26 protein-coding genes are annotated in these 24,865 nt (G+C 58.3%); 19 read left to right on the top strand and 7 right to left on the bottom strand.

What is annotated here, in order from left to right; translation table 11 throughout:
- Positions 1-57 precede the first annotated feature (57 nt).
- The gene (locus G0Q00_RS02770; protein WP_163036174.1) at positions 58-2,832 is read right to left on the bottom strand and encodes a hypothetical protein; all 2,775 of its coding nucleotides are present in this window, start codon (positions 2,830-2,832) and stop codon (positions 58-60) included.
- 172 nt (positions 2,833-3,004) lie between these two features.
- On the opposite strand from G0Q00_RS02770, the gene G0Q00_RS02765 reads away from it, so the two are divergent.
- On the top strand, positions 3,005-3,697 hold the full coding sequence (locus G0Q00_RS02765) for an SIMPL domain-containing protein (protein WP_163036167.1): 693 nt from the start codon (positions 3,005-3,007) through the stop codon (positions 3,695-3,697).
- A gap of 74 nt (positions 3,698-3,771) precedes the next feature.
- Here G0Q00_RS02765 and G0Q00_RS02760 read toward each other — a convergent pair whose 3' ends face one another.
- On the bottom strand, positions 3,772-5,064 hold the full coding sequence (locus tag G0Q00_RS02760; protein WP_163036165.1) for an O-acetylhomoserine aminocarboxypropyltransferase/cysteine synthase family protein: 1,293 nt from the start codon (positions 5,062-5,064) through the stop codon (positions 3,772-3,774).
- Between the two features lie 180 nt (positions 5,065-5,244).
- Here G0Q00_RS02760 and G0Q00_RS02755 point away from each other — a divergent pair, with 180 nt between their 5' ends.
- Positions 5,245-5,658 (top strand): VOC family protein, encoded by a 414-nt coding sequence (locus G0Q00_RS02755; protein ID WP_163036163.1) that lies wholly within the window; start codon positions 5,245-5,247, stop codon positions 5,656-5,658.
- Between the two features lie 677 nt (positions 5,659-6,335).
- Here G0Q00_RS02755 and G0Q00_RS02750 read toward each other — a convergent pair.
- On the bottom strand, positions 6,336-7,352 hold the full coding sequence (locus G0Q00_RS02750; protein ID WP_163036161.1) for a hypothetical protein: 1,017 nt from the start codon (positions 7,350-7,352) through the stop codon (positions 6,336-6,338).
- A gap of 113 nt (positions 7,353-7,465) precedes the next feature.
- Here G0Q00_RS02750 and G0Q00_RS02745 point away from each other — a divergent pair, with 113 nt between their 5' ends.
- A complete protein-coding gene (locus G0Q00_RS02745) occupies positions 7,466-7,879 on the top strand; it encodes a hypothetical protein (RefSeq protein ID WP_239058305.1) in 414 nt (137 codons plus the stop codon).
- Positions 7,880-7,882: 3 nt separating this feature from the next.
- Here G0Q00_RS02745 and G0Q00_RS02740 read toward each other — a convergent pair whose 3' ends face one another.
- The 4 genes from G0Q00_RS02740 to G0Q00_RS02725 all read right to left on the bottom strand — a co-directional run bounded on the left by G0Q00_RS02740 (position 7,883) and on the right by G0Q00_RS02725 (position 10,538).
- A complete protein-coding gene (locus G0Q00_RS02740) occupies positions 7,883-8,377 on the bottom strand; it encodes a flavin reductase family protein (RefSeq protein ID WP_203564886.1) in 495 nt (164 codons plus the stop codon).
- Positions 8,378-8,510: 133 nt separating this feature from the next.
- Complete coding sequence (locus G0Q00_RS02735; protein ID WP_163036157.1) at positions 8,511-9,569, bottom strand: YeeE/YedE family protein; 1,059 nt, start codon at positions 9,567-9,569, stop codon at positions 8,511-8,513.
- 51 nt (positions 9,570-9,620) lie between these two features.
- Positions 9,621-9,992 carry a helix-turn-helix transcriptional regulator gene (locus G0Q00_RS02730; RefSeq protein WP_163036155.1) on the bottom strand — a complete coding sequence of 124 codons (372 nt, stop codon included), beginning with the start codon at positions 9,990-9,992 and terminating at the stop codon, positions 9,621-9,623.
- A 141-nt stretch (positions 9,993-10,133) separates the two neighbouring features.
- A complete protein-coding gene (locus G0Q00_RS02725) occupies positions 10,134-10,538 on the bottom strand; it encodes a hypothetical protein (RefSeq protein ID WP_163036153.1) in 405 nt (134 codons plus the stop codon).
- A gap of 85 nt (positions 10,539-10,623) precedes the next feature.
- Here G0Q00_RS02725 and G0Q00_RS02720 point away from each other — a divergent pair, with 85 nt between their 5' ends.
- From G0Q00_RS02720 to G0Q00_RS02645, 16 genes are all read left to right on the top strand, one after another.
- Positions 10,624-11,361, top strand: coding sequence for a cytochrome c biogenesis CcdA family protein (locus G0Q00_RS02720; protein ID WP_163036151.1), 738 nt, complete (start codon positions 10,624-10,626; stop codon positions 11,359-11,361).
- A gap of 156 nt (positions 11,362-11,517) precedes the next feature.
- Positions 11,518-11,994, top strand: a complete 477-nt coding sequence (gene soxX, locus G0Q00_RS02715; protein WP_163036149.1) for a sulfur oxidation c-type cytochrome SoxX — start codon at positions 11,518-11,520, stop codon at positions 11,992-11,994.
- A gap of 40 nt (positions 11,995-12,034) precedes the next feature.
- Positions 12,035-12,451 carry a thiosulfate oxidation carrier protein SoxY gene (gene soxY / locus G0Q00_RS02710; RefSeq protein ID WP_163036147.1) on the top strand — a complete coding sequence of 139 codons (417 nt, stop codon included), beginning with the start codon at positions 12,035-12,037 and terminating at the stop codon, positions 12,449-12,451.
- Between the two features lie 17 nt (positions 12,452-12,468).
- A complete protein-coding gene (gene soxZ / locus G0Q00_RS02705) occupies positions 12,469-12,798 on the top strand; it encodes a thiosulfate oxidation carrier complex protein SoxZ (protein ID WP_133488653.1) in 330 nt (109 codons plus the stop codon).
- Positions 12,799-12,822: 24 nt separating this feature from the next.
- The gene (gene soxA / locus G0Q00_RS02700) at positions 12,823-13,671 is read left to right on the top strand and encodes a sulfur oxidation c-type cytochrome SoxA (RefSeq protein WP_163036145.1); all 849 of its coding nucleotides are present in this window, start codon (positions 12,823-12,825) and stop codon (positions 13,669-13,671) included.
- A 111-nt stretch (positions 13,672-13,782) separates the two neighbouring features.
- The gene (soxB, locus tag G0Q00_RS02695) at positions 13,783-15,480 is read left to right on the top strand and encodes a thiosulfohydrolase SoxB (protein WP_163036143.1); all 1,698 of its coding nucleotides are present in this window, start codon (positions 13,783-13,785) and stop codon (positions 15,478-15,480) included.
- 83 nt (positions 15,481-15,563) lie between these two features.
- Positions 15,564-16,844 (top strand): sulfite dehydrogenase, encoded by a 1,281-nt coding sequence (gene soxC, locus G0Q00_RS02690; RefSeq protein ID WP_163036141.1) that lies wholly within the window; start codon positions 15,564-15,566, stop codon positions 16,842-16,844.
- Complete coding sequence (locus tag G0Q00_RS02685; protein ID WP_163036139.1) at positions 16,828-17,907, top strand: c-type cytochrome; 1,080 nt, start codon at positions 16,828-16,830, stop codon at positions 17,905-17,907. Before soxC ends, G0Q00_RS02685 begins: the two co-directional genes overlap by 17 nt.
- Positions 17,908-18,052: 145 nt before the next feature.
- Positions 18,053-18,763: a c-type cytochrome gene (locus G0Q00_RS02680; RefSeq protein WP_163036137.1), complete on the top strand. Its 711-nt coding sequence runs from the start codon at positions 18,053-18,055 to the stop codon at positions 18,761-18,763.
- A gap of 79 nt (positions 18,764-18,842) precedes the next feature.
- Positions 18,843-20,117: an NAD(P)/FAD-dependent oxidoreductase gene (locus G0Q00_RS02675; RefSeq protein WP_163036135.1), complete on the top strand. Its 1,275-nt coding sequence runs from the start codon at positions 18,843-18,845 to the stop codon at positions 20,115-20,117.
- A 200-nt stretch (positions 20,118-20,317) separates the two neighbouring features.
- Positions 20,318-20,698: a DUF302 domain-containing protein gene (locus G0Q00_RS02670; protein WP_239058366.1), complete on the top strand. Its 381-nt coding sequence runs from the start codon at positions 20,318-20,320 to the stop codon at positions 20,696-20,698.
- A 170-nt stretch (positions 20,699-20,868) separates the two neighbouring features.
- The gene (locus tag G0Q00_RS02665) at positions 20,869-21,303 is read left to right on the top strand and encodes a YeeE/YedE family protein (RefSeq protein ID WP_163036131.1); all 435 of its coding nucleotides are present in this window, start codon (positions 20,869-20,871) and stop codon (positions 21,301-21,303) included.
- 12 nt (positions 21,304-21,315) lie between these two features.
- Positions 21,316-21,759, top strand: a complete 444-nt coding sequence (locus G0Q00_RS02660) for a DUF6691 family protein (RefSeq protein ID WP_163036129.1) — start codon at positions 21,316-21,318, stop codon at positions 21,757-21,759.
- A 39-nt stretch (positions 21,760-21,798) separates the two neighbouring features.
- Positions 21,799-22,686, top strand: a complete 888-nt coding sequence (locus G0Q00_RS02655) for an MBL fold metallo-hydrolase (protein ID WP_163036127.1) — start codon at positions 21,799-21,801, stop codon at positions 22,684-22,686.
- Positions 22,687-22,695: 9 nt separating this feature from the next.
- A complete protein-coding gene (locus tag G0Q00_RS02650; protein WP_163036125.1) occupies positions 22,696-23,025 on the top strand; it encodes a TIGR01244 family sulfur transferase in 330 nt (109 codons plus the stop codon).
- Positions 23,026-23,072: 47 nt separating this feature from the next.
- Entirely contained in the window at positions 23,073-24,815 is a 1,743-nt protein-coding gene (locus tag G0Q00_RS02645; RefSeq protein WP_163036123.1) for a SulP family inorganic anion transporter, read from the top strand.
- The last annotated feature ends 50 nt before the right edge of the window (positions 24,816-24,865 follow it).

Below are 24,865 nucleotides of genomic sequence, written 5' to 3'. Positions count from 1 at the left end.
AAAAACGGGCCGAAGCGTGAAAGCGTTTCGGCTTTTTTGGTTTCAGTGAGCGCTGCGTTAGCTGAAGGGCAGGACGTTTAGCGTCACCGTCCTACCGCCCTTTTGATAGATCAGCTTGGTGGTCGAGATAGAGACCACCTTGCCGCCATCCAACCGGCTGCCCACGCCAACTTTGACGTAGCGCCCTGAAGGCATGCGGACCAAGGCGCGTCGCGACGAAGCCGGGCCGTAGATGCCGATCAGGCTGACTTTGCGCAGGTTGATAGCGTTCTTGATGGTGGCCTGTTTTGCCACCGAGGCCCGTGTGGGGATCGCCGGACCTGTGGTCTGAGGGGCTGCCGCCACGGCCACGCTTCCATCCGACGCACCGCCGTTCGGGCGTGCCTGCGCGACAATGCGCGAGAAATTCGAGGGGCGCGCTTTGGGTGCGGTCGAGCGGGACACGGCCAGAGCGGTCGGAGCAATGCCTGCCGCTGCGGCGTTCTCACCCGACAGGGCCGCGGCAATGGCATCTGCCTGCGCTTGTGCCTCTGCCTGAGCCGCTGCAATGATCGCGTCTGGGCGACCACGCGGGCGCAATTGCGCCAGTTCGGTCCGCGTTCGTCCCCCAAGCAGAAGGCGCTCATTGCCCTCGATAATGCCTTCGGGGCGTGCGCGGGGGCGGATTGTGGGTGCAACCTCTGCCGCTTCGGTCGCAGCATCTGTGGTATCGTCCGTCGTGGCTTCTTCCGCCGTTGTCTGGCTTTGCTCGGGCCGGGGGGCCGGGGCTGGAATGACATCTGGGCGTCCGGCGATGACCAAGGCACCTTCCGGTGTCAGCGCACCCTCGGGCGTAACTTCGACAAAACCCCGCTCATCCAGATTGAACACGGTCCCAAGCGGCGGCGGCGGGTTGGTATTCGGAAGCGGGCCACCCATCTGCTCCGCCCGAAAGGGGGTCAGCGCAACAGCGTCATGGCCGACCGTTTGCGGGTCGATCGAGGCCACATAGAGGTCATCAATCCGCCCTGTGGTGGCGTCGCCCAGAGGGTCAGGCGCGCGTTGCCAGATCCCGGTCGCGGCATAGCGTGCCTGCGCGGCTTCTTCGGACAGCGGCTCGGGGAAATGGCTGTCCAATACCTCGTCCCCTTCTACTAGCGAGGGGTCGATCAGTGTGCTGTCCGCGCCGAATACCTCGTCTCCGTCAATGTCGGACTGCGTGGTGGTGATGGCGGCTTCAAACTGATCGATCTGGCTGGAATCGCGTGCTGTTGTCGTGTCCGACAGGAAAAGCATCGACCAGATAATCAGAATGCCTAAGAAAATCAGAAGGCCAAGGATAAGGTAGAGCGCTAGGAAACGGGGCTTGCCGCCAACCTGCTGGGTTTTCCGCGCGCCAAAAATGGTGAGCGCCTCGGCCTCGCGCGACCAACGGCCATTGGTGGTTGGCGGCAGGTCGTCTTCGTCGGTAACCGGTGGGGGGGCGACAGCGGTGACTTGCGGTTCTGCAGTCGTTGCCGGCTTGCTGCTTCCCTTGCCCAATATCTGTCCGCTCAGCTTGGTCAGGCTCGTCGCACGACCGGATTTCTGATCTGCATCAGCCGGGGCATCTTTGCTTGTGCTTGGGGATGGTATTTTGTTAGCCGCCTGGCGCCCAAGGGCTCCTGCACGCTCGACGGCGGCAGTCGGACCAGCCGTACCTTTGCGCGCTGCCTTGGCCAAGCTGTCCTTGCCGCGTTCGGCAGTGGTTTTTGCCTTTTCCGTGGTGGATGGCTCCAGCTCGGTATCGAACGCTACAGGTGCGGTCACAGGTACGTGGACGGTAGACGGAGGCGCAGGCGGGATGGCGGGTTTGTTGGTCTCGGGGGCGAGCTCGGACGCGGTCAGAGAAAGGGACAACCGAGGCTCGGCCGGCACCGGATCAGGCTCGGCTGGGGGCTCGGTCGGGGTGTCCAGAGCGGCCTTGGCCTCTGCCTCGGGGGATCGGTTTGATGAGAAACCAACGACAGGCGCATCGGGCTCTTCAGGTTCGGTTGCTGGCGCCTTAGGGACGACCGTATCCGATGCTGGCTCTTCCGATGAAGCGGGCGCGGGTTTGGGTTTTTTCTTCTTTTGGGCAGAGCGTGACTTCGACGCGTCATCCTCTTCCGTCACCGGCATGTCTGGCGTCGGTGGGAAGGGGGGCAGCTCGGGAATGTCGCCAGCTGTTGTTGGTGCGGGCGTTTCTGGTTCTGTCTCTTCCAGCGCGGGGGACGGCTCCTCTGACGTAAGAGGCACCTCGTCCTGTTCTGTGATGGGCGCAATTGTTACCGGCTCGGTGTCCAAAAGCTTCGGAACCGGCCGCTTTTCGCGGTCAAGAACCGTCGTACTGCCTTCCAAAGACCCAAAATAGACCTCGCCCGAGAACGCGCCTTTGGGGCGTGCAACAAACCCTAAAGGGTTCATCGCGTAGTCTTGCGCAAAGCCTAATGCTTCGTCCAGCGTAATACGGGCGACAACGGCCACGTGGACCATGGCCTCTTCGCTATCATCTGGCTGCCAGTCAAAAACAAGATCTTCAACCGCATAAGGGGTCAGTCCTTCCAGCCCTTCGCGAATGCGTGCCTCACGTGTGACGTCATCGGGGCCTGGGGCCGTCATCGATGTGAACAGGATCTGCGTCCCCGGCACGATTAGCTTGGTGGCAAATACACCAGAGCCGAGCGTCGTGGCAGTATCGCGTAACGCTGTTAAAGCGGCGCCCAAATCGGGATCGTCCAATGCGACCTTACCAACAAGCTGCCACCCGTCCTTGCCGCGATGGACAAGGCCGATCCCATCATGATTGAGATCAAGCGCAAAGCTTGGTTTCATGCAGCCATGTCCCCTTCAAAATATCTGGCTTCAGGCACAGCTTTTACGGCCGTGCAACCGCTGAATACCGGATTGAAACTACAGCAGGAAATTGCTCATGGAAAGGGGGCGTAGGGTCGCGGACTTGCCAGCGGCGGAAGACAGCGCAATGTGTCTGAAAAAGGAGCTTAAGATGCGGAAACTTTTATCCATTATTGCGATTTCCATTGCCGCAGCAGGCATCGGTCACGCAGACACAGCAGCTGTCCCGCAATTGACGGTGACCGGGCAGGGCGTGGCGCAGGTTGTACCTAATATGGCGCGGATCAGTTTGGGCGTCAGTGAGCGGTCGGACGATGCAGGGCGGGCACTTGATGCCGTCGCCGGGTCCATCGCACGCATGCTGACCAAACTGACCGAGGCCGGTGTGGCCGAGCGGGACATTCAAAGCACGCAGGTCAATCTGTCGCCGCAGTACGACTACAATCGTAAGAACAATGGCGTGCCGGTTCTGGTTGGCTTCGTGGCCAGCTCGACCCTGTCGGTGAAGGTGCAGGATCTGTCGACACTAGGGGCGATCATGACGGCCGTGACCTCAGTCGGCGCGAACGAGATCCACGGTTTGCAGTTTGACGTGAAGGACCGTGCGGGTGCCGAAGACAGTGCCCGTGCACTGGCAGTGAAGGACGCGATGCACCGCGCCAAGGTGCTGGCCGAAGCGGCGGGGCTGAAACTGGGGTCTGTCCTGATGATGCAGGAAGGCGGTGCCGCGCCCGGTCGCCCGGTCATGATGGCAATGGAACGCGCCTCTGCCGACATGCCGATTGCCGCCGGTGAAATGGGCATCACCTCCAGCGTCACGATGGTGTTTGAACTGGTTGAATAATACACGTTAAAGTGCTGAAATAAAAAGAACCCCGCCAATCTGGCGGGGTTCTGTGTTTTTAAGTGTAGCGTGCGTTACGCGGTGGCAGCCGCCAGCGCCTGATCCAGATCGGCGATGATGTCGGCGGCGTCCTCGGTTCCGATCGAGACACGGACCACGTTGGGCGCGGCGCCCGCCGCAACCTGCTGTTCCTCGTTTAGCTGACGGTGCGTGGTCGACGCCGAGTGGATGATTAGCGAACGCGTGTCGCCCAAGTTGGCCACGTGGCTGAACAGTTTCAGGTTGTTGACGAGCTTCACGCAGGCCTCGTAGCCGCCTTTCACACCCACGGTGAACAGCGCACCCGGACCTTTGGGCGAGATCGCCTTGGCGCGGTCGTGATAGGGCGACGAGGGCAGGCCAGCATAGCTGACGCTCTCGATGCGGTCGTCGGCTTCCAGCCATTCAGCAACCTGCTGGGCATTCTCAACGTGCTTCTGCATGCGCAGCGACAGCGTCTCGATCCCCATCAGCGTGTAATGCGCGCCTTGCGGGTTCATGGTCATGCCCAGATCGCGCAGACCGATGGCGATGCCGTGGAACGTATAGGCCATTGGCCCAAGTGCGGCACCGAAGGTCAGGCCGTGATAGGCTGGCTCCGGCTGGCTGAAAGACGGGAACTTGTCCGAGGCCATCCAGTCGAACTTGCCTGAATCGACTACACAGCCACCGGTCACTGTGCCGTTGCCGGTCAGGTATTTGGTGGTCGAGTGCACGACGATGGTTGCGCCCATCTCGATCGGGCGCACCAGATAGGGCGTGGCCGAGGTGTTGTCGACGATCAGCGGCACGCCTGCCTTGTCCGCAATCGCAGCCATGGCCGGGATGTCGGTCGGCACGCCAGCGGGGTTTGCGATGCTTTCGCAGAACACAGCGCGGGTGTTGTCGTCGATGGCAGCCTCGACCGCAGCCGGATCATCGAAATCCACCAGCTTGGCTTCCCAGCCGAAGCGTTTGAAGGTCTGGGTGAACTGGGTGACGGTGCCGCCATAGAGCTTGTTCGACGCCACGATGTTCAGGCCCGGACCCATCAGCGGGAACAGCGCCATGATCTGGGCCGCGTGACCGGACGAGCAGCAGAAGCCACCTGCGCCGCCTTCCAGCGCCACGATCCGGTTGGCCAGCGCGCCAACGGTCGGATTGGTCAGGCGCGAATAGATGTAACCGACTTCCTCGAGGTTAAACAGACGCGCTGCGTGGTCTGCGTCTTGGAAGACATAAGCGGTGGTCTGGTAAATCGGCACCTGGCGGGCGCCAGTGGCAGGATCAGGTTCGGTACCTGCGTGGATTTGCAGCGTGTCAAAGCCCTGTGGGCGCTCGTTGGACATGGTTTTCTCCCTCATTCTTGGTCGCGGGAAGGCTAGGGCATTGCGGCGATGGCATCAACGACCAAGCGGTCTGGTTTGCGCAGTATTTTCTGATCAGGAATGCTGGCCGCGCTGCAACTTCGGGCTGGTCCAATTTCCCAATTTCCGTAAGCTGCGCAAAATACTGTTCCGGAGGCCCGCATGCTGACGCCCTTTCATCTTGCCATCAACGTGACCGATCTTGACGAAACCCGCGCGTTTTATGGCGGCGTTCTGGGCTGTGCCGAGGGGCGTTCGACCGACACATGGGTCGACTACAGCTTCTTCGGGCATCAACTCAGCTTCCATCTGGGCGCACCGTTTGAAACCGCCAATACCGGCAAGGTCGGAGCACACATGGTCGCCATGCCGCATTTCGGCGTGGTGCTCGCCTATGACGACTGGCGCGCGCTGGCGGATCGGTTAGAGGCCGCGGGCACCGACTGGGTCATCGCCCCCACGGTGCGCTTCGAAGGCGAACCCGGCGAGCAATGGACGATGTTCTTTCGCGATCCCTCGGGCAATCCGATTGAGGTGAAGGGGTTTCGGGATATGGAGGGGGTGTTTGCTGGGTAGGGGCTAGCTGAAAGGCGGGCTATTCCACCCGTAACGAGAACCTGTTCTCATTGGATGTTGTCGAGACTACGAAGCGGAAGGACGTTAGTGGTGGCTTGAGCAAACATTCAGTGTTTTCACGATGGTACAAAACAAGTTTAGATTCTTCATCAAAGAGATCGTACTGATCTAGGTAGAGCAGTTTCTGAGAGCGCTTGGGATTTTCAGTTTCTCTGACCAGCACTGCGTAGGTCCCTTCCGGTACTGTCGGGCACCAATCTGAGGTGCAGTTTTTTGTAGGGATGTGCGAAACACACCTCAACTTCTCGCGCATAGGTCAGTTCCGTTCTAATATCCGTGGGTCCTTCCCCGAATACTAACGCTTGCGCTGCCACGGCCGCACTGCGGAATAACTCCATTCTTTATGCTCCAAATATGAGAGGGGCTAAGTAGGCACTCTTAACTTTTGGCCCGTCACAAATTCTTATCCCTGAACATATAGGCAACCACTGCATTCACGGCTTTGATAGCCAGTGTGAAGTATGTCCATGCCACACCAATCAGCAAAGTTTGGCGTGAATAGTTAGCTGGCAAATCGTCCCATCTAAAAATGAGAATATAGGTGCAAGCCAAGAGCCCAACAAATAGGCCAAATCTTTGCTGCGATTCATAAGAGAATTTCATTCTATTAATCTTCTTCACCGCATCCAAAACCCTTCGCGCTTGATCGTATTGCGGATGGCCTGCTCTTTGCGGGGCAGGTTATCGCGATCAAACAAGGCCCGAACCTTCTGGCCGCGTCCTTGAAAGATCATCCGCTTCATCGGGTCGTATTCCTTGAGATTTTTTTTGATCTTGTTGGGGGCAGTGGCAGCCTCGATCACCTCGATCGCGTGGTCGCTTTCGCGGGCATAGGCCAAGGGCAGGATGCGCCAGTGGCAGCTGACGTCGCCGTCCAAACCGTCCAGTTCAGGGCCCGGTCGGCCTCCGCCGAAGCTTGAGATCACAAGGGGTAGGGCGATTTGGTCGAGCCACGGGTAGAGCGTCTGGCAGACCAGTTCCTCGGGGCCGTCATGGTGGATCGCGACGGCGTAGTCTTTGAAACGACGGCCAAATTCGCGCGGGCAGGGGCCGAAGAACCAGCCTGCGTTGAAATACATATAGCGCTGCCAGTATTCGTCTGGTTGGCTGCGGTCCAAGGACGCCTCGAAATCCAGCCCGAATTTGTCATAGAGCGACTTCCACGTCTGGGTATAGCCCGGCCCGTACAGTTCGATCTTGGGCCATGTGTTTTCGCGCTTCATCGAGGCCGAGGGGCGGTCATAGGGGATTGGCAGCTCGGACAGTTTTCCGGTGATCACCGTGTCCGTGTCAAAAAACAGAAACGGCTCGCCTTCGGGCAGGGCCAGAAGCGCTTCGATCTTGTTGCCATTGGGATAGTGGTGGCCAAATTGCTGGGCCTCGAAGGGCACGATTTCGGCCCCCAGCATGTCAAGCGTCTCGCAGATATGCGGCTTCAAGCGCGGGTCGTCGGGCCAGAGGTCGCCGGGCTGCGGCTCGGCGACCAGCAGGCGGCCTTGGAAATCGGGATCACTGTGGCGCAGGCTGGCGGCAAACAGGATCGCCTCGTACGCCAGACGGCCATCCTGCGCGACGATGACAACATTGGGCGCGGTTGTGGTGGGCATCCCTGCCGTTTCCGAGGTTTTTGTCATCACTGCTTTGCCCGCGCTATTCTTTCGGGCAGTATAGTCAGGAATGAAACGAGTCTGGAAGAGCGTAGGCAGTTTTGCAGGCGTGCCTCGGGCTATATTTAAGGGACGAGTTGATGCGTAAATTTCTTGCGATGACAGCGCTTTGCGTCGGAGCTGCCGCGCCCGTGGCCGCGCAGAATTTCACCACAGCCGCGGAAGTGCGCCCGATCTTGAATGCCACGCAGGCGAATTGGGTCGCTGTGCGGGAATATAACGGGCAGGATCTTTTGTATTTCACCCATCTGCTGGCGTGGCGCTGCGGGTTGGAGGCCATCCATTTCAGCGTAAACGGCGGAGATGAAACGCAATTCGATGCAGAACCCTGTTATGAGGACGAACCAACGCCCAACGGGCTGAAGGTCACCGATATATTGCCATATCAGCAGTTCGCGCTTCAATCTGTTGAGACCGTCGAGGTCCGCATCGTCTATGATGATGGTGCCGAGACCATTGCCACGTTCGACCGCGCTCAGATCCAGATCCAGTAAAGGTTAGCTATTGGGTGTGAAACGTCCGAAATGCCCGGCCTGGAATGCCAGCGGGGCGCCAGGGTCCATCGTGACGCGCAGAACTTCTCCGATCATGATCGAATGATCGCCGCCGGGGTGTACCGTGTGGGTTGCACATTCGAACCGGGCCAGGCAGTCCTCGAACAGCGGCACGTCATGGGCACCGTTGATCAGATCCGCGGGCGAGAAATCCGCGCCGTTCATTGCGAAATGGCGGGCAAGTTCGGTCTGGTCTTCTTTCAGGACGTGAATGGCGAAGTGGGACGCTGCGACAAAGGCGTCATGGCGTTCGGACACATGGGCCGGGCACCACAGGATCAGCGGCGGGTCCAGCGAGACCGAGGTGAAGCTGTTCACCGTCATGGCAATCGGCCCGGTCTCCGACGCGGCGGTGACCACCGTTACACCCGTTGCAAACTGCCCCAAGGCCTGACGGAATTCACCCGCGTGGTCCGGGCTGGGGGTGAAGCTGCTCATTGGCAATCCGTCCTGTGTTCGCGCGTCGGGGCAGGGGGCTGACGGCCAGCATAACCCTGCTGTTCGGCGCGGACACTAGCCCGAGTGAAACGGGTAGGAAAGGGCGAAAAGCGACGTTTGTGTATGCGAAAGCTCACTCGGCCGCTGCAAAGCCTTGGATCAACTGGCGCAGGCCAAGCCAAGCCCCGGCGATGATCGCCAGAAACGTAACAGGTGCCCCGTAGTAGAGGATGGAAAAGGCCGACAGACCTTGCCCGATCGAGCATCCAAATCCGATCACCGCACCCAGCCCCATGATCACCGACCCGCCAATTTGACGCTTTAGCTCGCGCGGGTCTTCGCACGCTTCCCAGCGGAAATGCCCCTTGAACAGGCTGCCGATGAAGGCACCCGCCAGCACGCCGACCACAGACCCGACGCCGAAGTTCAGGTTGTTGCCGGACGAGGTCATCAAGTAGATCATCATGTCGCCAATCGGGGCCGAATAGGTGTGGCTTTCCACCGGGATGGCTGAAAATCCGTGCTCCAGAACCCACGCTGTGCCACCCCAGCCGATGACCACGGCGATCCCGGCGATAGCGGACCAGAAAAGTTCGAGCTTGGCGTGGCGCAGTTCGTGATTTGCGAGCATGGCCAGCAACAAGAGAGAGCCCGCAATGATCCCCACAGAAGCCGCCGATAAGCCGCTCAGGCGCTCAACTGCGAAGGCAAGCGAAGGTAGGGCGTTTGCCTCAACCGGATTTTCTGGGAACACTGCGACGCGCAAGCCGGACAGGGGGCCAGAGATTGCCACATAGGCCGACAGCCCCATCACCAGAACGATGACGAAGGACCGGAGGTCTCCGCCACCCAGCCGCGCCAGCGCGCCAAAGCCGCAGTTTCCGGACAAAGCCATGCCATAGCCAAACAGAAGGCCGCCAATGATTGATGCCATCGGGTTCCAGCCGATGCGCAGATAGGTCGCCTCGGCCGCTGGAAGATGCCCAGTTGCGATCAGGGCATGGCTTCCAATCATCGCAACACCGATCGCCACGCCCCACATGCGCATGCGCAACCCAGAGCGTGCATAAAGCGCGTCCTCAATGGCGCCCAATGTGCAGAAACGGCCCAGACGGGCGGCAAGTCCCAGAAGAACACCGCCGATCAATCCGACAATGGCGGCAAGAGTTGCGTCGCTGATCCAGTCGTACATGGAACCTCACAATTCCAGATGGCGTTGGACCGGCTTGCGAATGGGGGGCCTTTATTCGGCCGCTTTAGGAAGTTCCGAAGCCGGTGCTGCATCGATCGAGCAGAAGAGCTCGTAGATCACTTCCAAGATACGCCGCGGACGATCATCTGTCAGCGAATAATAGATCGTTTTGCCTTCGCGACGCGGCGTCACAAGACCTTCCAGGCGCAGACGGGCCAGCTGTTGCGAGACGGCGGCCTGACGGGCGTGAAGCAGCTTTTCCAGCTCGGTCACGGATTTCTCGCCTGTCACAAGATGACAGAGGATCATCAAGCGCCCCTCATGGCTGATAGCCTTGAGAAGAGTCGATGCATCGCACGCGCTGGTCATCATTTTGTCCAGCTCTTCGTTTGACATGTCTTCCTTTATGACGGGCAGTGCCATGTTAACCGGTCCTTGTGGTCCATTTGTGTTACTGGCCCCCTAATAATAGGAGGTCATCTTCATTGCAATCGTTGTAACAGTCAGATGAACGGGACGTGTTCTGACTGCAATACCTTTGAAACAAGGGCGTTCAGCCCGATTCTAGCTTCCGCTCGGCTCAACCTTTGGCGTCACGTAATCTGTGTTCTCAAGCAGCATCTGTTCCAAAATGCCCCAGAAGAAATCTTCGCCCGGATAGCCCTGAAGGCGGGCAATTTCCTTACCGTCTTCGATCAGCAGGAAGGTTGGGGTAAAGACGACGGGTGTCGTCGGCATGACGCCAAGCCTTTCTTGTTCATCTGATCGTTTCAGGTCGTGTAGAACAACTTTGCGCAGGGGGGCGTATTTGCCTTCCGAGGTTTTCGGATAGATGTCGCCAAGCTCGCTTTCCCATTTTGCGCACCATGCGCAGCCGGGCTCTTCTACCATGATCAGTTCGGCTGCCTGTGAGGCAAAACCAAACCCGATCAGGGCTGTAGAGAGCAAACTTAAAGTAACTTTCCGCATCACGGAGCCCACTTCTTGACAATTGGTTGACCTTCGTTTCATCCAATAGATAAATTGAATATGTTCTAATTTCAAGGAAGCCCTGATGCTGGATATATCCTTCGCCGGAGCCGCGCTTGCGGGGCTTTTATCGTTCTTCTCGCCCTGTATCCTGCCGATGGTGCCGTTCTACCTGTGTTATATGGCCGGTCTGTCGATGACTGAGCTGACGGGAGAGGGCAAGATCAACCCTGGTGCCCAACGCAGGCTGGTCATCGCAGCCATCGCCTTTGCATTCGGTGTGACCTCGATCTTTATGTTGCTAGGTTTGGGCGCCACCGCTTTAGGGGCGGCGTTCGCACAGTATCAGCAAGAGCTCAGCTATATCGGCGCGACGATCTTGGTTCTATTCGGGCTGCATTTTCTGGGCATCATGCGAATCCCCTTTCTGTATCGCGAAGCACGGCTGGAGGGGCCCACGCAGCCTAGTTCGATCCTTGGCGCCTACCTGATGGGGCTGGCCTTCGGCTTTGGCTGGACCCCCTGTGTCGGGCCTGCTCTGGCCTCGATCTTGATGATTGCCAGCGGCATGGGGGATCTGTGGCACGGCACGCTGTTGCTGGCCGTTTATGGCCTGTCCATGACGTTGCCCTTCGTTCTGGCCGCCATGTTTGCCCGCCCGTTTCTGGCGTGGGTCGGGCGCAATAGGAAGTATCTTCCATGGGTCGAAAGGGTCATGGGCGCGATGCTGATCCTGTTTGCGATCCTGATCGTCTCGGGGCAGGTCAATCGGATCGGACAGTGGCTGCTTGAGACATTTCCGGTGCTCGGAGGTGTCGGATAAGTAGCTTATCTGATGGTTTCGATTGATTGAATGAAATATCGTAATCAATCGCATCTATTCGGCGCAATAATGACAAAAATTCAAATAACGGAATTTGATGTTGCGAAAAATGTTTCACCTGCGTAGTTTGGCCTGACAACGGTTATGGGAGGAAACATGAAGCGGACAACGATCACGCTTTGCACCCTGCTAATTGCAGGGCTGGGAGCGGCAAATGCTGAGACGGTGGCACCCACCGCCGTCGCATTCGAAGAAGGGGCAGTGGCCCAATCACTGACCGGCGTCGCAGGGGATCCTGCGGAAGGCGCCAAGGTCGTATCGACGAAGTCGCAGGGCAACTGCGTCGCATGTCACGAAATCACAGACTTGGCTGATGTGCCGTTCCACGGTGAAGTTGGCCCCATGCTGGATGGGGCGGGTGACCGCTGGAGCGAAGCTGAGCTGCGCGGCATCATTGTAGACGCAAAGATGACATTCGAAGATTCGATGATGCCATCATTCTACAAGACCGAAGGCTTCATTCGCCTTGGTAAAGCCTACACCGGCAAAGCCCATGAAGGCGACGTCGTACCACTGCTGAATGCTCAGCAGATTGAAGATGTTGTTGCCTATCTGATGACGCTCAAAGACTGAGCGGATCGGGGCAACGAAGTACACTCACAGGAGACTAGAGATGAAATTCACTCGACGTGATGCTCTGGCACTTGGGCTCGGCGCGACCGCCGTGGCCATGCTGCCGATGCGCGCACTGGCTGCTGCAGACGAGGCCGTCGCGGCCTTCACCGGCGGCGCAGAAACCGGCGAAGGCGGGATCACCCTGACCGCGCCGGAAATTGCTGAGAACGGCAACACTGTTCCGATCTCGGTCGACGCTCCCGGCGCAGTTTCGATCATTGTTCTGGCGGCTGGCAACCCGACCCCGGGTGTCGCTCAGTTCAACTTTGGCGAAGCCGCTGGCTCGCAGTCGGCATCGACCCGTATTCGTCTGGCTGGAACGCAAGACGTTGTTGCTGTTGCCAAAATGGCAGATGGCAGCTTCGTGAAAGCGTTGTCGACCGTAAAAGTCACCATCGGCGGCTGCGGCGGCTAAGTTAGGAGATCAGAGATATGGCAAAAGGTGCAAAACCCCGCGTAAAGGTCCCCAAGACGGCTGCTGCCGGTGATGTGGTGACCATCAAGACCCTGATCAGCCACAAGATGGAATCGGGTCAGCGCAAGGATAAAGAGGGCAACCTCATCCCGCGTTCGATCATCAACCGCTTCACCTGCGAGTTCAACGGCAAGTCGGTCATCGACGTGACGCTGGAACCTGCGATTTCGACCAACCCTTACGTCGAGTTCGACGCCAAGGTCGATGAAGCCGGTGATTTCAAATTCACTTGGTACGATGACGACGGGTCTGTCTACGACACCACCAAGTCGATCGCCATCGGCTGAGGCCAGCGCAGGGAGGAGAACATAATGAAAAAAGGCATCGCAGCACTCGTAGCTGCCTCGACACTCTTCGGGGCAGCCGCCGCAACAGCCGACGAAAGCGCTGAACTCACCGTAAACGGTGAAATCGACATCGTAACGAAAACGGCCGCGCCCGCGCATCTGTCGGATGCACTGGACGAGGTACTCTCAGGTTGGCGTTTCCGCTCGGATCAGACGCAGGAAATGCAGATGGATGACTTTGACAACCCCGGCATGCTGGGCGTCGAGGAAGGCATCGAGATCTGGAACACCGTTGATGGTGCGAAAGGCAAATCCTGTGCGGATTGTCACGGCGAACCCGAGGAAATGGCTGGCGTGAAGCCGACATATCCGAAGTGGAACGACGATAGAGAGCGGGTGGAAACCCTGCAGATGGCGGTCAACAATTGTCGCGAAAACGCCATGGAGGCCGAGCCCTGGGGCTATGACAAGACCCCAGCGATCAATATCGAAGCTCTTCTGTCTTCGGTGTCGCGCGGTATGCCTGTAAACGTGGCCATTGACGGTCCGGCGCAAGCCACGTGGGAGCAGGGCAAAGAGCTCTACTATACCCGCACTGGTCAGTTGGAAATGAGCTGTGCCAATTGTCACGAAGACAATTATGGCAACATGATCCGTGCCGACCATCTGTCGCAGGGTCAGATCAACGGTTTCCCGACCTATCGTCTGAAGAACGCCAAGCTGAACGGGGTGCATTCGCGCTTCAAAGGCTGTGTCCGTGACACGCGTGCCCACACCTATAGCCCGGGTTCGGAAGAGTTCATTGCTCTGGAACTCTATGTCGCCTCGCGCGGCAATGGTCTGTCGGTCGAAGGCCCGTCGGTCCGCAACTAAATCACAGACCCCGCCCAGGCAGGCCTTGGGCGGGGTTTTCTGTAACTGAACATATTCAATCCCCGGCATGGGTTATGTGTGCAAGGGGCTGATAATCAAGGAAAACCGCTCATGATTTCTCGCCGCGACTTTCTTCAGGTTTCGATGGCTGCGTCTGCGCTGTATGGTGCGTCGGGCTTTGGCAACTGGGCCAAACTGGCTGCCCAGCAAGCTCTGACCCAAGACGACCTTTTGAAGTTCGACACGTTTGGCAATGTCAGCCTGATCCACATCACTGACATCCACGCCCAGCTGAAACCGATCTATTTCCGCGAGCCCGAGATCAACCTTGGTGTTGGCGCTGCATACGGTCAGATGCCTCACGTAACGGGTGCTGATTTCCGCAAGGCCTATGGGATCGAGGATGGCTCGCCCAACGCTTATGCGCTGACATACAACGACTTTACGTCGCTGGCGCAGGCCTATGGCAAGGTGGGCGGCATGGACCGCGTGGCGACCGTGGTGAACGCTATTCGCGCTGACCGTCCCGATGCGCTGCTGCTGGACGGCGGTGACACATGGCATGGCTCGTACACCTGTCATCACACTGAAGGTCAGGATGTGGTCAACGTTATGAACGCGCTGAAGCCCGACGCGATGACCTTCCACTGGGAGTTCACTCTGGGTTCCGAACGCGTGAACGAGATCGTCGAAAATCTGCCTTTCGCTGCCCTTGGTCAGAACATTTTTGACGCCGAGTGGGACGAACCTGCTGAGTTGTTTAAGCCGTACAAATTCTTCGAACGCGGTGGCGTGAAGGTGGCCGTGATCGGTCAGGCCTTCCCCTATATGCCGATCGCAAACCCGCGTTGGATGTTCCCGGAATACTCGTTCGGGATCCGTGACGAGAACATGCAGGCGATGGTCGACGAAGTGCGTGCCGCAGGTGCCGAGCTGGTCGTCGTCCTGTCGCACAACGGTTTCGACGTGGACAAGAAGATGGCAAGCAAGGTGACCGGCATCGACGTGATCCTGTCGGGCCACACCCATGACGCACTGCCCGAGCCGGTACAGGTCGAGCAAACCTTCATCATCGCTTCGGGCTCGAACTCGAAATTCATCAGCCGCGTGGATCTGGATGTGCGCGACGGCAAGATGATGGGCATCCGCCACAAGCTGATCCCGATCTTCGCCGACGTCATCACGCCCGACGCCACGATCACCAAACTGATCGACGACCAACGCGCGCCCTACAAGGCCGAGCTGGAAGAGGTAATCGGCCACACCGATACGCTTCTGTATCGTCGTGGTAACTTCAACGGCAGCTGGGATGACCTGATCTGTGACGCTCTGATTAACGAGCGTGAAGCCGATATCGCAATGTCGCCCGGTGTCCGCTGGGGCCCGTCGATTCTGCCGGGTCAGGCGATCACCCGAGAAGACATCTGGAACGTGACCTCGATGTCCTATGGCGAGGCGTACCGCACAGAAATGACAGGTGAATTCATCCATACCATTCTGGAAGATGTGGGTGACAACCTGTTCAACCCTGATCCCTATTATCAGCAGGGTGGCGACATGGTGCGCATTGGTGGCATGGGCTATCGCATAGACATCTCGAAGCCGCAGGGCGAACGCATCACCGACATGACCCTTTTGAAAACCGGCGAGAAGATCGATCCCTCGAAAACCTATGTGGTCGCGGGCTGGGCCTCGGTCAACGAAGGCACAGAAGGGCCGCAGATCTGGGATGTGGTCGAAAGCCACATCAAGAAACAAGGCACCATCAAGCTGGACCCGAACAACTCGGTCCAGGTGGTGGGCGCGTAATTCATTGAACACCCGTCGACTGGCTTTAGGGGCAGGGCGGCGGGACATTTTTTAGCCAAACAGCCAAATAGGAGGTTTGACATATGTCGACTGAAACCAAAGGTACCGGGACCTCGCGTCGCGGTTTCCTGAAAGGGGCCGCTGCAACAGGTGCCGCCCTTGGGGCCGCCGGTGCTGCCCGCGCCGAAGGCGATCCGCTGATCACCGAAGTACAGGAATGGGCATCCGGTCTGGGCGAAGGCGTAGACGCCACGCCTTACGGTATGCCGATCGAATTTGAAGGCGACGTTGTGCGCCGCAACGTGGAATGGCTGACCGCCGACACGATTTCCTCGATCAACTTCACGCCGATCCACGCGTTGGATGGTACGATTACCCCACAGGGCTGTGCGTTTGAACGCCACCACTCGGGCGCGATCACGCTGAAGAAAGAAGACTATCGTCTGATGATCAACGGTCTGGTCGATACGCCGCTGGTGTTCACCTATGACGACCTTGAGCGGTTTCCGCGTGCGCAGCAGACCTTCTTCCTGGAATGTGCCGCGAACACGGGTATGGAGTGGGCGGGCTCGCAGCTGAATGGTGCCCAGTACACACACGGCATGATCCACAACATGGAATATACCGGTGTCACCCTGAGGACTCTGCTGGAAGAGGCTGGTCTGGACGCGGCTGGCGACCTGAAGGACAAGTGGGTTTACGTCGAAGGCGCGGACGCGTCGTCGAACGGCCGCTCGATCCCGATGGAAAAGGCGCTGGACGACTGTATGGTCGCGTTCAAAGCCAACGGTGAAGCCCTGCGGATGGAGCACGGCTATCCGGTGCGTCTGGTTGTTCCCGGTTGGGAAGGCAACATGTGGGTCAAATGGCTGCGTCGCATCGAAGTGATGGACAAGCCGGTTGAAAGCCGCGAAGAGACCTCGAAATACACCGACACGCTGGAAGATGGCACCTCGCGCAAGTGGACGTGGGCGATGGATGCCAAGTCGGTTGTCACAAGCCCCAGCCCGCAGATGCCGATCAAGCATGGCAAAGGTCCGCTGGTCATCACCGGTCTGGCCTGGTCGGGCCGCGGTGCGATCACCGCCGTCGACGTGTCGCTGGATGGTGGCGTGACCTGGCAAGAGGCGCGTCTGGCCGAGCCGGGCAAGCCGATGGCGCTGACACGCTTCTATCTGGACATCAATTGGGATGGGTCCGAGATGTTCCTCCAGTCGCGTGCGATGGACGACACTGGCTATGTTCAGCCCACCAAGGCGCAGCTGCGTGAAGTGCGCGGCCTGAACTCGATCTATCACAACAACTGCATCCAGACGTGGCACGTCAACGCAAACGGGGAGGCAAACAATGTCGAAGTTTCCTAAATTCCTGATGGCAGCGTCGGTTGCCACTTTGACCGCCGCCCCTGCGATGGCTGAAAAGCTGGGCCTTGGCCGTACGGCGACAGACTCCGAGATTGCAGCTTGGAACCTAGACGTGTTCCCGGATGGGTCGAACCTGCCAGCGGGTAAGGGCGATGTCTGGACCGGTGAGGAAGTCTTTGCTGAAGCCTGTGCAGTCTGCCACGGTGAATTCGCTGAAGGTGCTGGCAACTGGCCAAAACTGGCTGGTGGCGCGGATACGCTGGACCACGAAGATCCGCTGAAAACGGTTGGATCCTATTGGCCGTATCTGTCGACCACTTTTGACTATGTTCGCCGCTCGATGCCGTTTGGTGCTGCGGGCACGCTGTCGGATGACGACACCTACGCGATCGTGGCCTATATCCTGTACTCGAACGACTTGGTCGACGACGATTTCGTCCTGTCGAAAGAGACCTTCTTGGATGTCGAGCTCCCGAACGCCGAAGGCTTCATTGTCGATGATCGTGCTGAAACCGAATATGGCAGTTTCACGAACCGCTGCATGAGTGATTGTAAGCCGGGTACAGTCGAGGTCATCACGACCGTGGTGTTCCCGGGTGACCCGAACTCGGGTTTCGATGCGACGCCGATCAGCCAAGCCGTGATGGGTACGGCCGCTGCCACACCTGCGGAAGCCGAAGTTACCGAGGCCGCAGCTGAAGCGCCTGCCGCTGAAGAAGCCGCGCCGGCTATGGAGCTGGATGCAGAACTGGTCGCCAAGGGTGAGAAGGTCTTCAAGAAATGTAAGGCATGCCACAAGGTTGGCGACAAGGCCAAGAACGGCACCGGCCCGATCCTGAACGGTGTTTATGGCCGCGAAGCTGGTACGGTTGACGGGTTCAAATACTCCAAGCCGATGCTGACCGCTGCCGAAGGTGGTTTGGTTTGGGACGAAACCGAACTGTCCGGCTATCTGGCCAACCCGCGTAAATACATGAAGGGCACCAAAATGTCCTTTGCGGGTCTGAAGAAGGACAAGGATATTGCTGCGATCTTGGAATTCTTGAAGTCGCATAGCCAGTAACGTCGATTGGCCATGAATTGGAAAAGTGGGCGCTGCAGGTGATGCAGCGCCCGCTTTTGCCTTCGCGCAACATTATTCCAACTTATGCATGCATTTGTATATTATAGTTATTGAGCGGATTGGGCTTGGCGTTTAAGGTGCCCCCATGAATTGGTTTAGAAATGCTGCGATTGGGCTAACGGTTGCGATATGCGCCTCAACGCCTTCTTTTTCCAATGAAATTGGCAATGCTTCTGATGGCGAAAAAATTTGGAGTGAATGCAAATCTTGCCATGCACTTGGCGAAGGCGCCAAGAACCGTGTTGGGCCTCATCTGAATGGCATCTTTGGCCGTCGGGCCGGGTCGGAAGAGGGGTTCAAGTATTCCAACGGGCTGGCGCGCATGGGCAAGGACGGTCTGATTTGGGAGTTTGACCTTCTGGATCGCTATATCGAAAACCCCAAGGCGTTCGCGTCCGACACGCGGATGTCCTATCGCGGCTTGAAAGACGAACAAAAGCGGGCTGACCTGCTGGCATTCCTGCGCCGCTACTCGGATAATCCGGGTGACATCCCGGAAGCAGCCCCCACTGCCGCGGGCACCGACCACGACGTTGATCCGGCCATTTTGGCCATACAGGGCGATCCGGAATATGGCGAATACCTGTCGTCTGAATGCACTTCCTGTCACCAGATGACCGGGGACAATGACGGCATTCCGGGTATCATCGGCTGGCCTGCCGAGGATTTCGTGATCGCCATGCATGCTTACAAGGACAAGTTCCGCCCCCATCCCGTGATGCAAATGATGGCCGGGCGTCTGTCCAATGACGAAATTGCGGCTTTGGCAGCTTATTTCGAAGAGGTCGAACCGTAATTAGATTTTTCAAAGACCTGAGAGGGTCGATACACGAGCGCAGATTGTGCGCCTATTACAACCAATTAGGGAGAAAAACATGAAGATTAACAGACGTTTGTTTATGGGCGGTGCAGCCGCCGGTGCGGCGGCGACAACGCTTACTGCGCCAGTTGTGCACGCGGCCGGCCATGGCAAGCCAAAGGTTGTTGTCATTGGCGGCGGGGCAGGTGGTGCAACCGCCGCACGGTATATCGCTAAGGACTCGAAAGGCGAGATCGAAGTTACATTGGTCGAGCCGAGCCGCAGTTACTACACCTGCTTCTTTTCGAACCTCTATATGGCGGGTTTCCGCGAGCTGGGCTCGATCGCACATAGCTATGGCAAGCTGGCATCGGAATACGGCATCAATGTTGTGCATGATTGGGCCATTGGGATCGATCGCGAGGCACGCACCGTGTCGCTCGCCGGTGGGGCTACGCTGAACTATGACCGACTGGTTCTGTCGCCGGGCATCGACTTTGTCGATGGCGCGGTGGAAGGCTGGGACGTGACCCATCAGAACGCCATGCCGCACGCCTATAAGGCGGGCTCGCAGTCTGAGCTTCTGAAAGCACAGGTCGAGGCCATGCCGGAAGGGGGCACCTTCGCCATGGTCGCGCCACCCAACCCGTTCCGCTGCCCTCCTGGGCCGTACGAGCGGATCTCGATGATAGCGAATATCCTGTCGAAAAAGAACCCGACGGCGAAGATCATCATTGCCGACCCGAAAGAGAAGTTCTCGAAGATGGCGCTGTTCCAGGACGGTTGGTCGCGTCACTATGACGGCATGATCGACTGGATTGGCGGTGACTTCGGTGGCGGCAATGTCTCTGTGAACCCGCATGATATGACGGTGACCATCGATGGTGAAGAAACCAAGGTGGACGTTTGTAACGTCATCCCGGCCATGAAAGCCGGTAAGATCTGTGACATGGCGGGTATCACCGAGGGCAACTGGGCGCCGGTTAATCCGCACACGATGCAGTCGCGCGTAGACGAAAACATCCACGTTCTTGGCGATGCAAGTCAGCAGGGTGACATGCCGAAATCGGGCTTTGCCGCCAACAGTCAGGCGAAGGTTGCCGCGATGGCCGTACGTTCGGCGCTGACCGGGTCAAAACTGTTCCCGGCCAAGTTCACCAACACCTGCTGGTCACTGATCGACGACAATGACGGCGTGAAAGTGGGTGCGAGCTATGAGGCCACGGACGAGAAAATCGCTAAGGTTGATGGCTTCATCAGTGCCGTGGGTGAAGATGCAGAGCTGCGTCAGGCCACATACGAGGAAAGCGTTGGCTGGTATGCCGGGATTACCTCGGACATGTTTGGCTGATTGTCTTGCCAATATTCGCATGGGCGAATATGTTGAAATCAACTCGGGGTCCGGTCGTCCGGGTCCCGTTTTTTGTAAGGGGCTTCGCGCGAACGGCCCTCAATTTAGGAGGAAAACTAATGCGCAAGATTCTTGGAACCGCACTGGTGTCAGCCGCTGCGTTGACTGCCCCGGCTTTTGCTGACGGTCACGGCAAGCAGATGAGCGAACACGCCGTCACCTACGCCTTTGACGGCAGCTTTGACGATGCGACATTTGCGGTTGAATCCGCTATCGTCGGGCAGGGGCTGGTAATCGACTATGTCAGCCATACTGGCGAGATGCTTGAACGCACCAAGGGCGATGTGGGCTCGGATGTGACAATCTTCGATGCTGCGGACATCTTCCTGTTCTGTTCGGCCAAGCTCAGCCGCGAAGTGATGGAGGCAGACGCTGCCAACATCTCGTTCTGCCCCTATGGCATCTTCGTGACTGACACGAATGGCGAGGTCCGCGTTGGATATCGTACATATCCAGAGGGCGAGATGCAGAAGGTGCAATCGCTTCTGGATGGGATTGTGCAGGAAGCGATTGCCGAGTAACGACGATTTGGCTTGAAAAACAAGGCCCCGCATGTCGCAATGATATGTGGGGCTTTTGCTTGACGCAAGGTCGGGAAGAAAAACATTCAAAAAGGTGAATGTAAATCTTGCCCTGCCCGAGAAGGCGTCCTAAGTTTAACACGCGAACAGAAATCCTGGTGAGGCATGACATGATCGAAACTGAATTTACACCGCTGGCAGCATCGTTCGGAGGCGCCTTGATCGGCTTGGCCTCGGTGCTTTTGATGTGGGTGCGCGGCAATGTTCTGGGGGCAACCGGCATTCTGACCGGTTTCATGCAGCCCAGCAGCTCGGCCGATTGGGCGTGGCGCGCGGCTATTCTGGCAGGCATGGTCACCGGCCCGCTTGTCTATCTGTTCATCGTAGGCGAGTTTCCCGCGATTCAAGTGCCTGTCAGCACGCTGTCGATGATCATTGGCGGTGTCATTGTCGGGATCGGCGTGACCTACGGGTCGGGCTGTACGTCTGGCCACGGGGTTTGCGGCATGTCGCGCCTGTCGCCGCGCAGCTTTGTCGCCACGCTTAGCTTTATGGCCGGGATCACCGTCATGGTGTTCGTAACCCGCCACATCTTTGGCCTGTAAGGAGGGACCGATATGCAGTTGATCTTCATCTATGTCATCGGCCTGATCTTCGGCCTTGGTATCTCGATCTCGGGCATGGCCAATCCGGCCAAAGTCCTGAACTTCTTCGACTTTGCAGGCATCTGGGATCCCAGCCTGATCTTCGTGATGGGCGCCGCCATTATGGTCACGGCCCCCGGGTATTTCCTGGTCCTGAAGCGACCGAAGCCCGTCTTTGGCAATGGGTTCACCCTGCCGGGCACCAAGCTGATTGATCGTCGTCTGATCGGTGGTTCCTTTACCTTTGGTCTGGGCTGGGGGCTGGCCGGCTTCTGCCCGGGTGCCTCGCTTCCCGTGATCTCGACCGGCAACCCTGACGTTCTGATTTTCACGGTTTCGTTTATAGTGGGCATCTTCATCGCCCGCTTCATGATCCAGCGGAGCGCGCAGCAGCGCGACGCCGCTTCAGCAAGCTAACTCCGGATCCAATTCCGGGCACCAAGGAAAGGACATGTCATGGCTGACTATCCCGTAAACACCGACCTGATCCCCGAAGTGAAAGCCTTCTTCGAGCCGGATTCGAACACGATTTCCTACGTGGTCAAAGATCCAACCTCGGATGCTTGTGCGGTGGTCGACAGCGTCATGGACATCGATTATGCCGCTGGTCGCATTTCCTACGAGCACGCCGATGAAATCATCGCGTATATCCAGTCCGAAGGGCTAAAGCTTGAATGGCTGATCGAAACGCATGTCCATGCCGACCACCTGTCGGCCGCGCCTTATATCCAGCAAAAGCTGGGCGGCAAGATCGGCATTGGCAGCCAGATCACCGTTGTGCAGGACGTATTCGGCAAGGTCTTCAACGAAGGCACCGAATTCCAGCGGGACGGCAGCCAGTTCGACGCCTTGTTCGAGGACGGCGACACCTACAAAATTGGCAACATGGATGTGTTTGCCATGCATACGCCGGGCCATACGCCCGCCTGTATGGTGCATGTGGTCGGGAATGCCGCATTCGTGGGCGACACGCTGTTTATGCCGGATGGTGGATCAGCCCGTGCCGATTTCCCGGGTGGAGATGCGGGTATTCTGTATGACTCGATCCAGAAGGTTCTGGCGCTGCCCGACGAAACCCGTCTATTCATGTGCCACGATTACGGCCCCAATGGCCGTGACATTCAGTGGGAGACCACCGTGGCAGATGAAAAAGAGCACAATATCCATGTGGGTGCCGGGAAATCGCGCGAAGAATTCGTGAAGTTCCGCACTGAACGGGATGCTCAGTTGGATATGCCGCGTCTGATTATTCCTTCGCTTCAGGTCAACATGCGTGCAGGCGAAATGCCCCCCGCAGATGAGGACGGAAAGACCTTCCTGAAGGTTCCCGTAAACGCGCTTTAAGAGGTTCCAATGCAAACCAAGAAACTGGATGACACCATCACGGTGTCGCATCAGATTGCGATTGAGGATGTGAAAGCCATCCGCGATCAGGGGTTTACCATCCTGATGTGCAACCGCCCGGATGGTGAGGATCCCGGCCAGCCGTCGTGGGAAGACGTCAAGACCGAGGCCGAGGCCCTAGGATTGAAGACCGTCTTCCTGCCGGTGGCGTCGCGTGAGGATGCCATCGCCATGAAAGAGCCGTTCAAGGCAGAAATGGCGGCGGCGGATGGTCCGGTTTTTGCCTATTGCCGGACCGGTACACGCTGCGAGATCCTGTGGACCCTCTCGAACAGTTAATCCGGTCTGGCATTCGCCAACCGGCTTGAAATAAACGGAAAATTGCCATGAATGTGATCAAGGCTATGGCGGCGCGCGGCGCTGCCCTGGGACAATTCGTGCCTGTGTTAGACTGGGGGCGCCGCTATGATCAGGGGGCGTTCTCGGCCGACCTGCTGGCGGCGGTGATCGTCACGATCATGCTGATCCCGCAGTCTCTGGCCTATGCGCTTCTGGCAGGTCTTCCCGCCGAGATGGGTCTTTACGCATCGATCCTGCCGTTGGTCGCCTATGCGATTTTTGGAACGTCGCGTGCGTTGGCCGTCGGGCCGGTCGCGGTGGTCAGCCTGATGACGGCAGCGGCGGTCGGCAATCTCGACCTGCCCAGTCAGGCCGACTATATCGCTGCGGCCATCACGCTAGCCTTCCTGTCTGGTCTGATCCTGCTGGTGATGGGCGTGTTCCGTTTGGGCTTTCTGGCGAATTTCCTGAGCCATCCGGTCATTGCTGGCTTCATCACGGCCTCGGGCCTGCTGATTGCCACCAGCCAGCTGAAGCACATTCTGGGGATCGAGGCGCATGGCCATTCCCTGATCGACCTCTTCGGATCGCTGTTCGCGCATCTGGGCGAAACCAATCTGATCACGCTGGTGATCGGCGCGGCCTCGGTTGCGTTCCTGTTCTGGGTGCGAAAGGGGCTGAAACCCCTGTTGATGTCCCTTGGGCTTGGTGACCGTCTGGCCGGCAGTCTGGCCAAAGCAGGTCCCGTGGGCGCCGTGGTCGTGACCACATTGATCAGCTGGGGCTTTGATTTGCAGTCGAAAGGCGTCGCCATCGTGGGCGATGTGCCGCAAGGCTTGCCGCCCCTGACCATGCCCAGCTTTGACGCGGACTTATGGACCAGCCTGTTTGGCTCGGCACTGCTGATCTCGATCATCGGGTTTGTAGAATCGATTTCGGTCGCGCAGACTTTGGCCGCGAAAAAACGCCAGCGCATCGTGCCAGATCAGGAACTGGTGGGGCTTGGCGCCTCGAACATCGCAGCGGCCATGTCCGGCGGCTATCCGGTCACGGGGGGCTTTGCCCGTTCCGTCGTGAACTTCGATGCCGGGGCCGAGACACCTGCGGCGGGGGCCTTTACTGCCGTCGGCATCCTGCTCGCTGCCATGTTCCTGACCCCGCTTCTGTATTTCCTGCCCAAAGCCACGCTGGCGGCAACCATCATCGTGGCCGTGCTGGGGCTGGTGGACCTGCAGATCCTGAAGTCCACCTGGCGCTATCACCGCGCGGATTTCACCGCCGTTCTGGCCACCATCCTTCTGACCTTGGGCTTCGGGGTCGAGATTGGCGTGTCCGCAGGTGTGGTTCTGTCGATCGTGCTGTATCTATACAAAACCTCGCGTCCGCATATTGCCGAGGTCGGTCTGGTCCCGGGCACCCAGCATTTCCGGAACATCGACCGGCACAACGTGCTAACCCACCCAGAGCTGGTGAGCCTGCGGCTGGACGAAAATCTCTATTTCGCCAATGCGCGCTATATCGAGGACTACCTGCTGGCCCGCACCAGTCGCGGAGGCTTGAAACACGTGGTCCTGATGTGCTCGGCGGTGAACGAGATCGACCTATCGGCCCTTGAAACGCTGGAAGAGCTAGAGCGGCAGCTTGCGGACAGCGGCATCACGCTCAGCCTGTCCGAGGTGAAAGGCCCTGTCATGGACCGCTTGCAACGTACCGATTTTCTGGATCACCTGTCCGGCGATGTCTATCTGACCCAATACGCCGCGATGCGTGCTTTGGGGCCGGTGAACTAAGGGCGACGCTGCGTCACCGGGGGCAGGGTGGTCGGATTTATTGAACGCTT

This window comes from Aliiroseovarius sp. PrR006 (assembly GCF_010500215.1).
In the GTDB taxonomy this organism is placed as follows: Bacteria; Pseudomonadota; Alphaproteobacteria; order Rhodobacterales; family Rhodobacteraceae; genus Aliiroseovarius.
The sequence above is the reverse complement of the archived record's forward strand: the minus strand, read 5'-3'. Positions and strand labels throughout refer to the sequence as shown.

What these genes read in the sequence shown, in the direction of transcription:
- G0Q00_RS02645 (WP_163036123.1), top strand. Translation starts at nt 23,073, where the DNA reads ATGAATGTGATCAAGGCTATGGCGGCGCGCGGCGCTGCCCTGGGACAA.
- G0Q00_RS02685 (WP_163036139.1), top strand. Translation starts at nt 16,828, where the DNA reads ATGTCGAAGTTTCCTAAATTCCTGATGGCAGCGTCGGTTGCCACTTTG.
- G0Q00_RS02725 (WP_163036153.1), bottom strand. Translation starts at nt 10,538, where the DNA reads ATGCGGAAAGTTACTTTAAGTTTGCTCTCTACAGCCCTGATCGGGTTT.
- soxC (WP_163036141.1), top strand. Translation starts at nt 15,564, where the DNA reads ATGTCGACTGAAACCAAAGGTACCGGGACCTCGCGTCGCGGTTTCCTG.
- G0Q00_RS02655 (WP_163036127.1), top strand. Translation starts at nt 21,799, where the DNA reads ATGGCTGACTATCCCGTAAACACCGACCTGATCCCCGAAGTGAAAGCC.
- G0Q00_RS02755 (WP_163036163.1), top strand. Translation starts at nt 5,245, where the DNA reads ATGCTGACGCCCTTTCATCTTGCCATCAACGTGACCGATCTTGACGAA.
- soxZ (WP_133488653.1), top strand. Translation starts at nt 12,469, where the DNA reads ATGGCAAAAGGTGCAAAACCCCGCGTAAAGGTCCCCAAGACGGCTGCT.
- G0Q00_RS02720 (WP_163036151.1), top strand. Translation starts at nt 10,624, where the DNA reads ATGCTGGATATATCCTTCGCCGGAGCCGCGCTTGCGGGGCTTTTATCG.
- G0Q00_RS02735 (WP_163036157.1), bottom strand. Translation starts at nt 9,569, where the DNA reads ATGTACGACTGGATCAGCGACGCAACTCTTGCCGCCATTGTCGGATTG.
- G0Q00_RS02745 (WP_239058305.1), top strand. Translation starts at nt 7,466, where the DNA reads ATGCGTAAATTTCTTGCGATGACAGCGCTTTGCGTCGGAGCTGCCGCG.
- G0Q00_RS02665 (WP_163036131.1), top strand. Translation starts at nt 20,869, where the DNA reads ATGATCGAAACTGAATTTACACCGCTGGCAGCATCGTTCGGAGGCGCC.
- G0Q00_RS02660 (WP_163036129.1), top strand. Translation starts at nt 21,316, where the DNA reads ATGCAGTTGATCTTCATCTATGTCATCGGCCTGATCTTCGGCCTTGGT.
- G0Q00_RS02675 (WP_163036135.1), top strand. Translation starts at nt 18,843, where the DNA reads ATGAAGATTAACAGACGTTTGTTTATGGGCGGTGCAGCCGCCGGTGCG.
- G0Q00_RS02750 (WP_163036161.1), bottom strand. Translation starts at nt 7,352, where the DNA reads ATGACAAAAACCTCGGAAACGGCAGGGATGCCCACCACAACCGCGCCC.
- soxX (WP_163036149.1), top strand. Translation starts at nt 11,518, where the DNA reads ATGAAGCGGACAACGATCACGCTTTGCACCCTGCTAATTGCAGGGCTG.
- G0Q00_RS02730 (WP_163036155.1), bottom strand. Translation starts at nt 9,992, where the DNA reads ATGGCACTGCCCGTCATAAAGGAAGACATGTCAAACGAAGAGCTGGAC.
- soxA (WP_163036145.1), top strand. Translation starts at nt 12,823, where the DNA reads ATGAAAAAAGGCATCGCAGCACTCGTAGCTGCCTCGACACTCTTCGGG.
- G0Q00_RS02680 (WP_163036137.1), top strand. Translation starts at nt 18,053, where the DNA reads ATGAATTGGTTTAGAAATGCTGCGATTGGGCTAACGGTTGCGATATGC.
- G0Q00_RS02760 (WP_163036165.1), bottom strand. Translation starts at nt 5,064, where the DNA reads ATGTCCAACGAGCGCCCACAGGGCTTTGACACGCTGCAAATCCACGCA.
- G0Q00_RS02650 (WP_163036125.1), top strand. Translation starts at nt 22,696, where the DNA reads ATGCAAACCAAGAAACTGGATGACACCATCACGGTGTCGCATCAGATT.
- G0Q00_RS02765 (WP_163036167.1), top strand. Translation starts at nt 3,005, where the DNA reads ATGCGGAAACTTTTATCCATTATTGCGATTTCCATTGCCGCAGCAGGC.
- G0Q00_RS02770 (WP_163036174.1), bottom strand. Translation starts at nt 2,832, where the DNA reads ATGAAACCAAGCTTTGCGCTTGATCTCAATCATGATGGGATCGGCCTT.
- soxB (WP_163036143.1), top strand. Translation starts at nt 13,783, where the DNA reads ATGATTTCTCGCCGCGACTTTCTTCAGGTTTCGATGGCTGCGTCTGCG.
- G0Q00_RS02740 (WP_203564886.1), bottom strand. Translation starts at nt 8,377, where the DNA reads ATGAGCAGCTTCACCCCCAGCCCGGACCACGCGGGTGAATTCCGTCAG.
- soxY (WP_163036147.1), top strand. Translation starts at nt 12,035, where the DNA reads ATGAAATTCACTCGACGTGATGCTCTGGCACTTGGGCTCGGCGCGACC.
- G0Q00_RS02670 (WP_239058366.1), top strand. Translation starts at nt 20,318, where the DNA reads ATGAGCGAACACGCCGTCACCTACGCCTTTGACGGCAGCTTTGACGAT.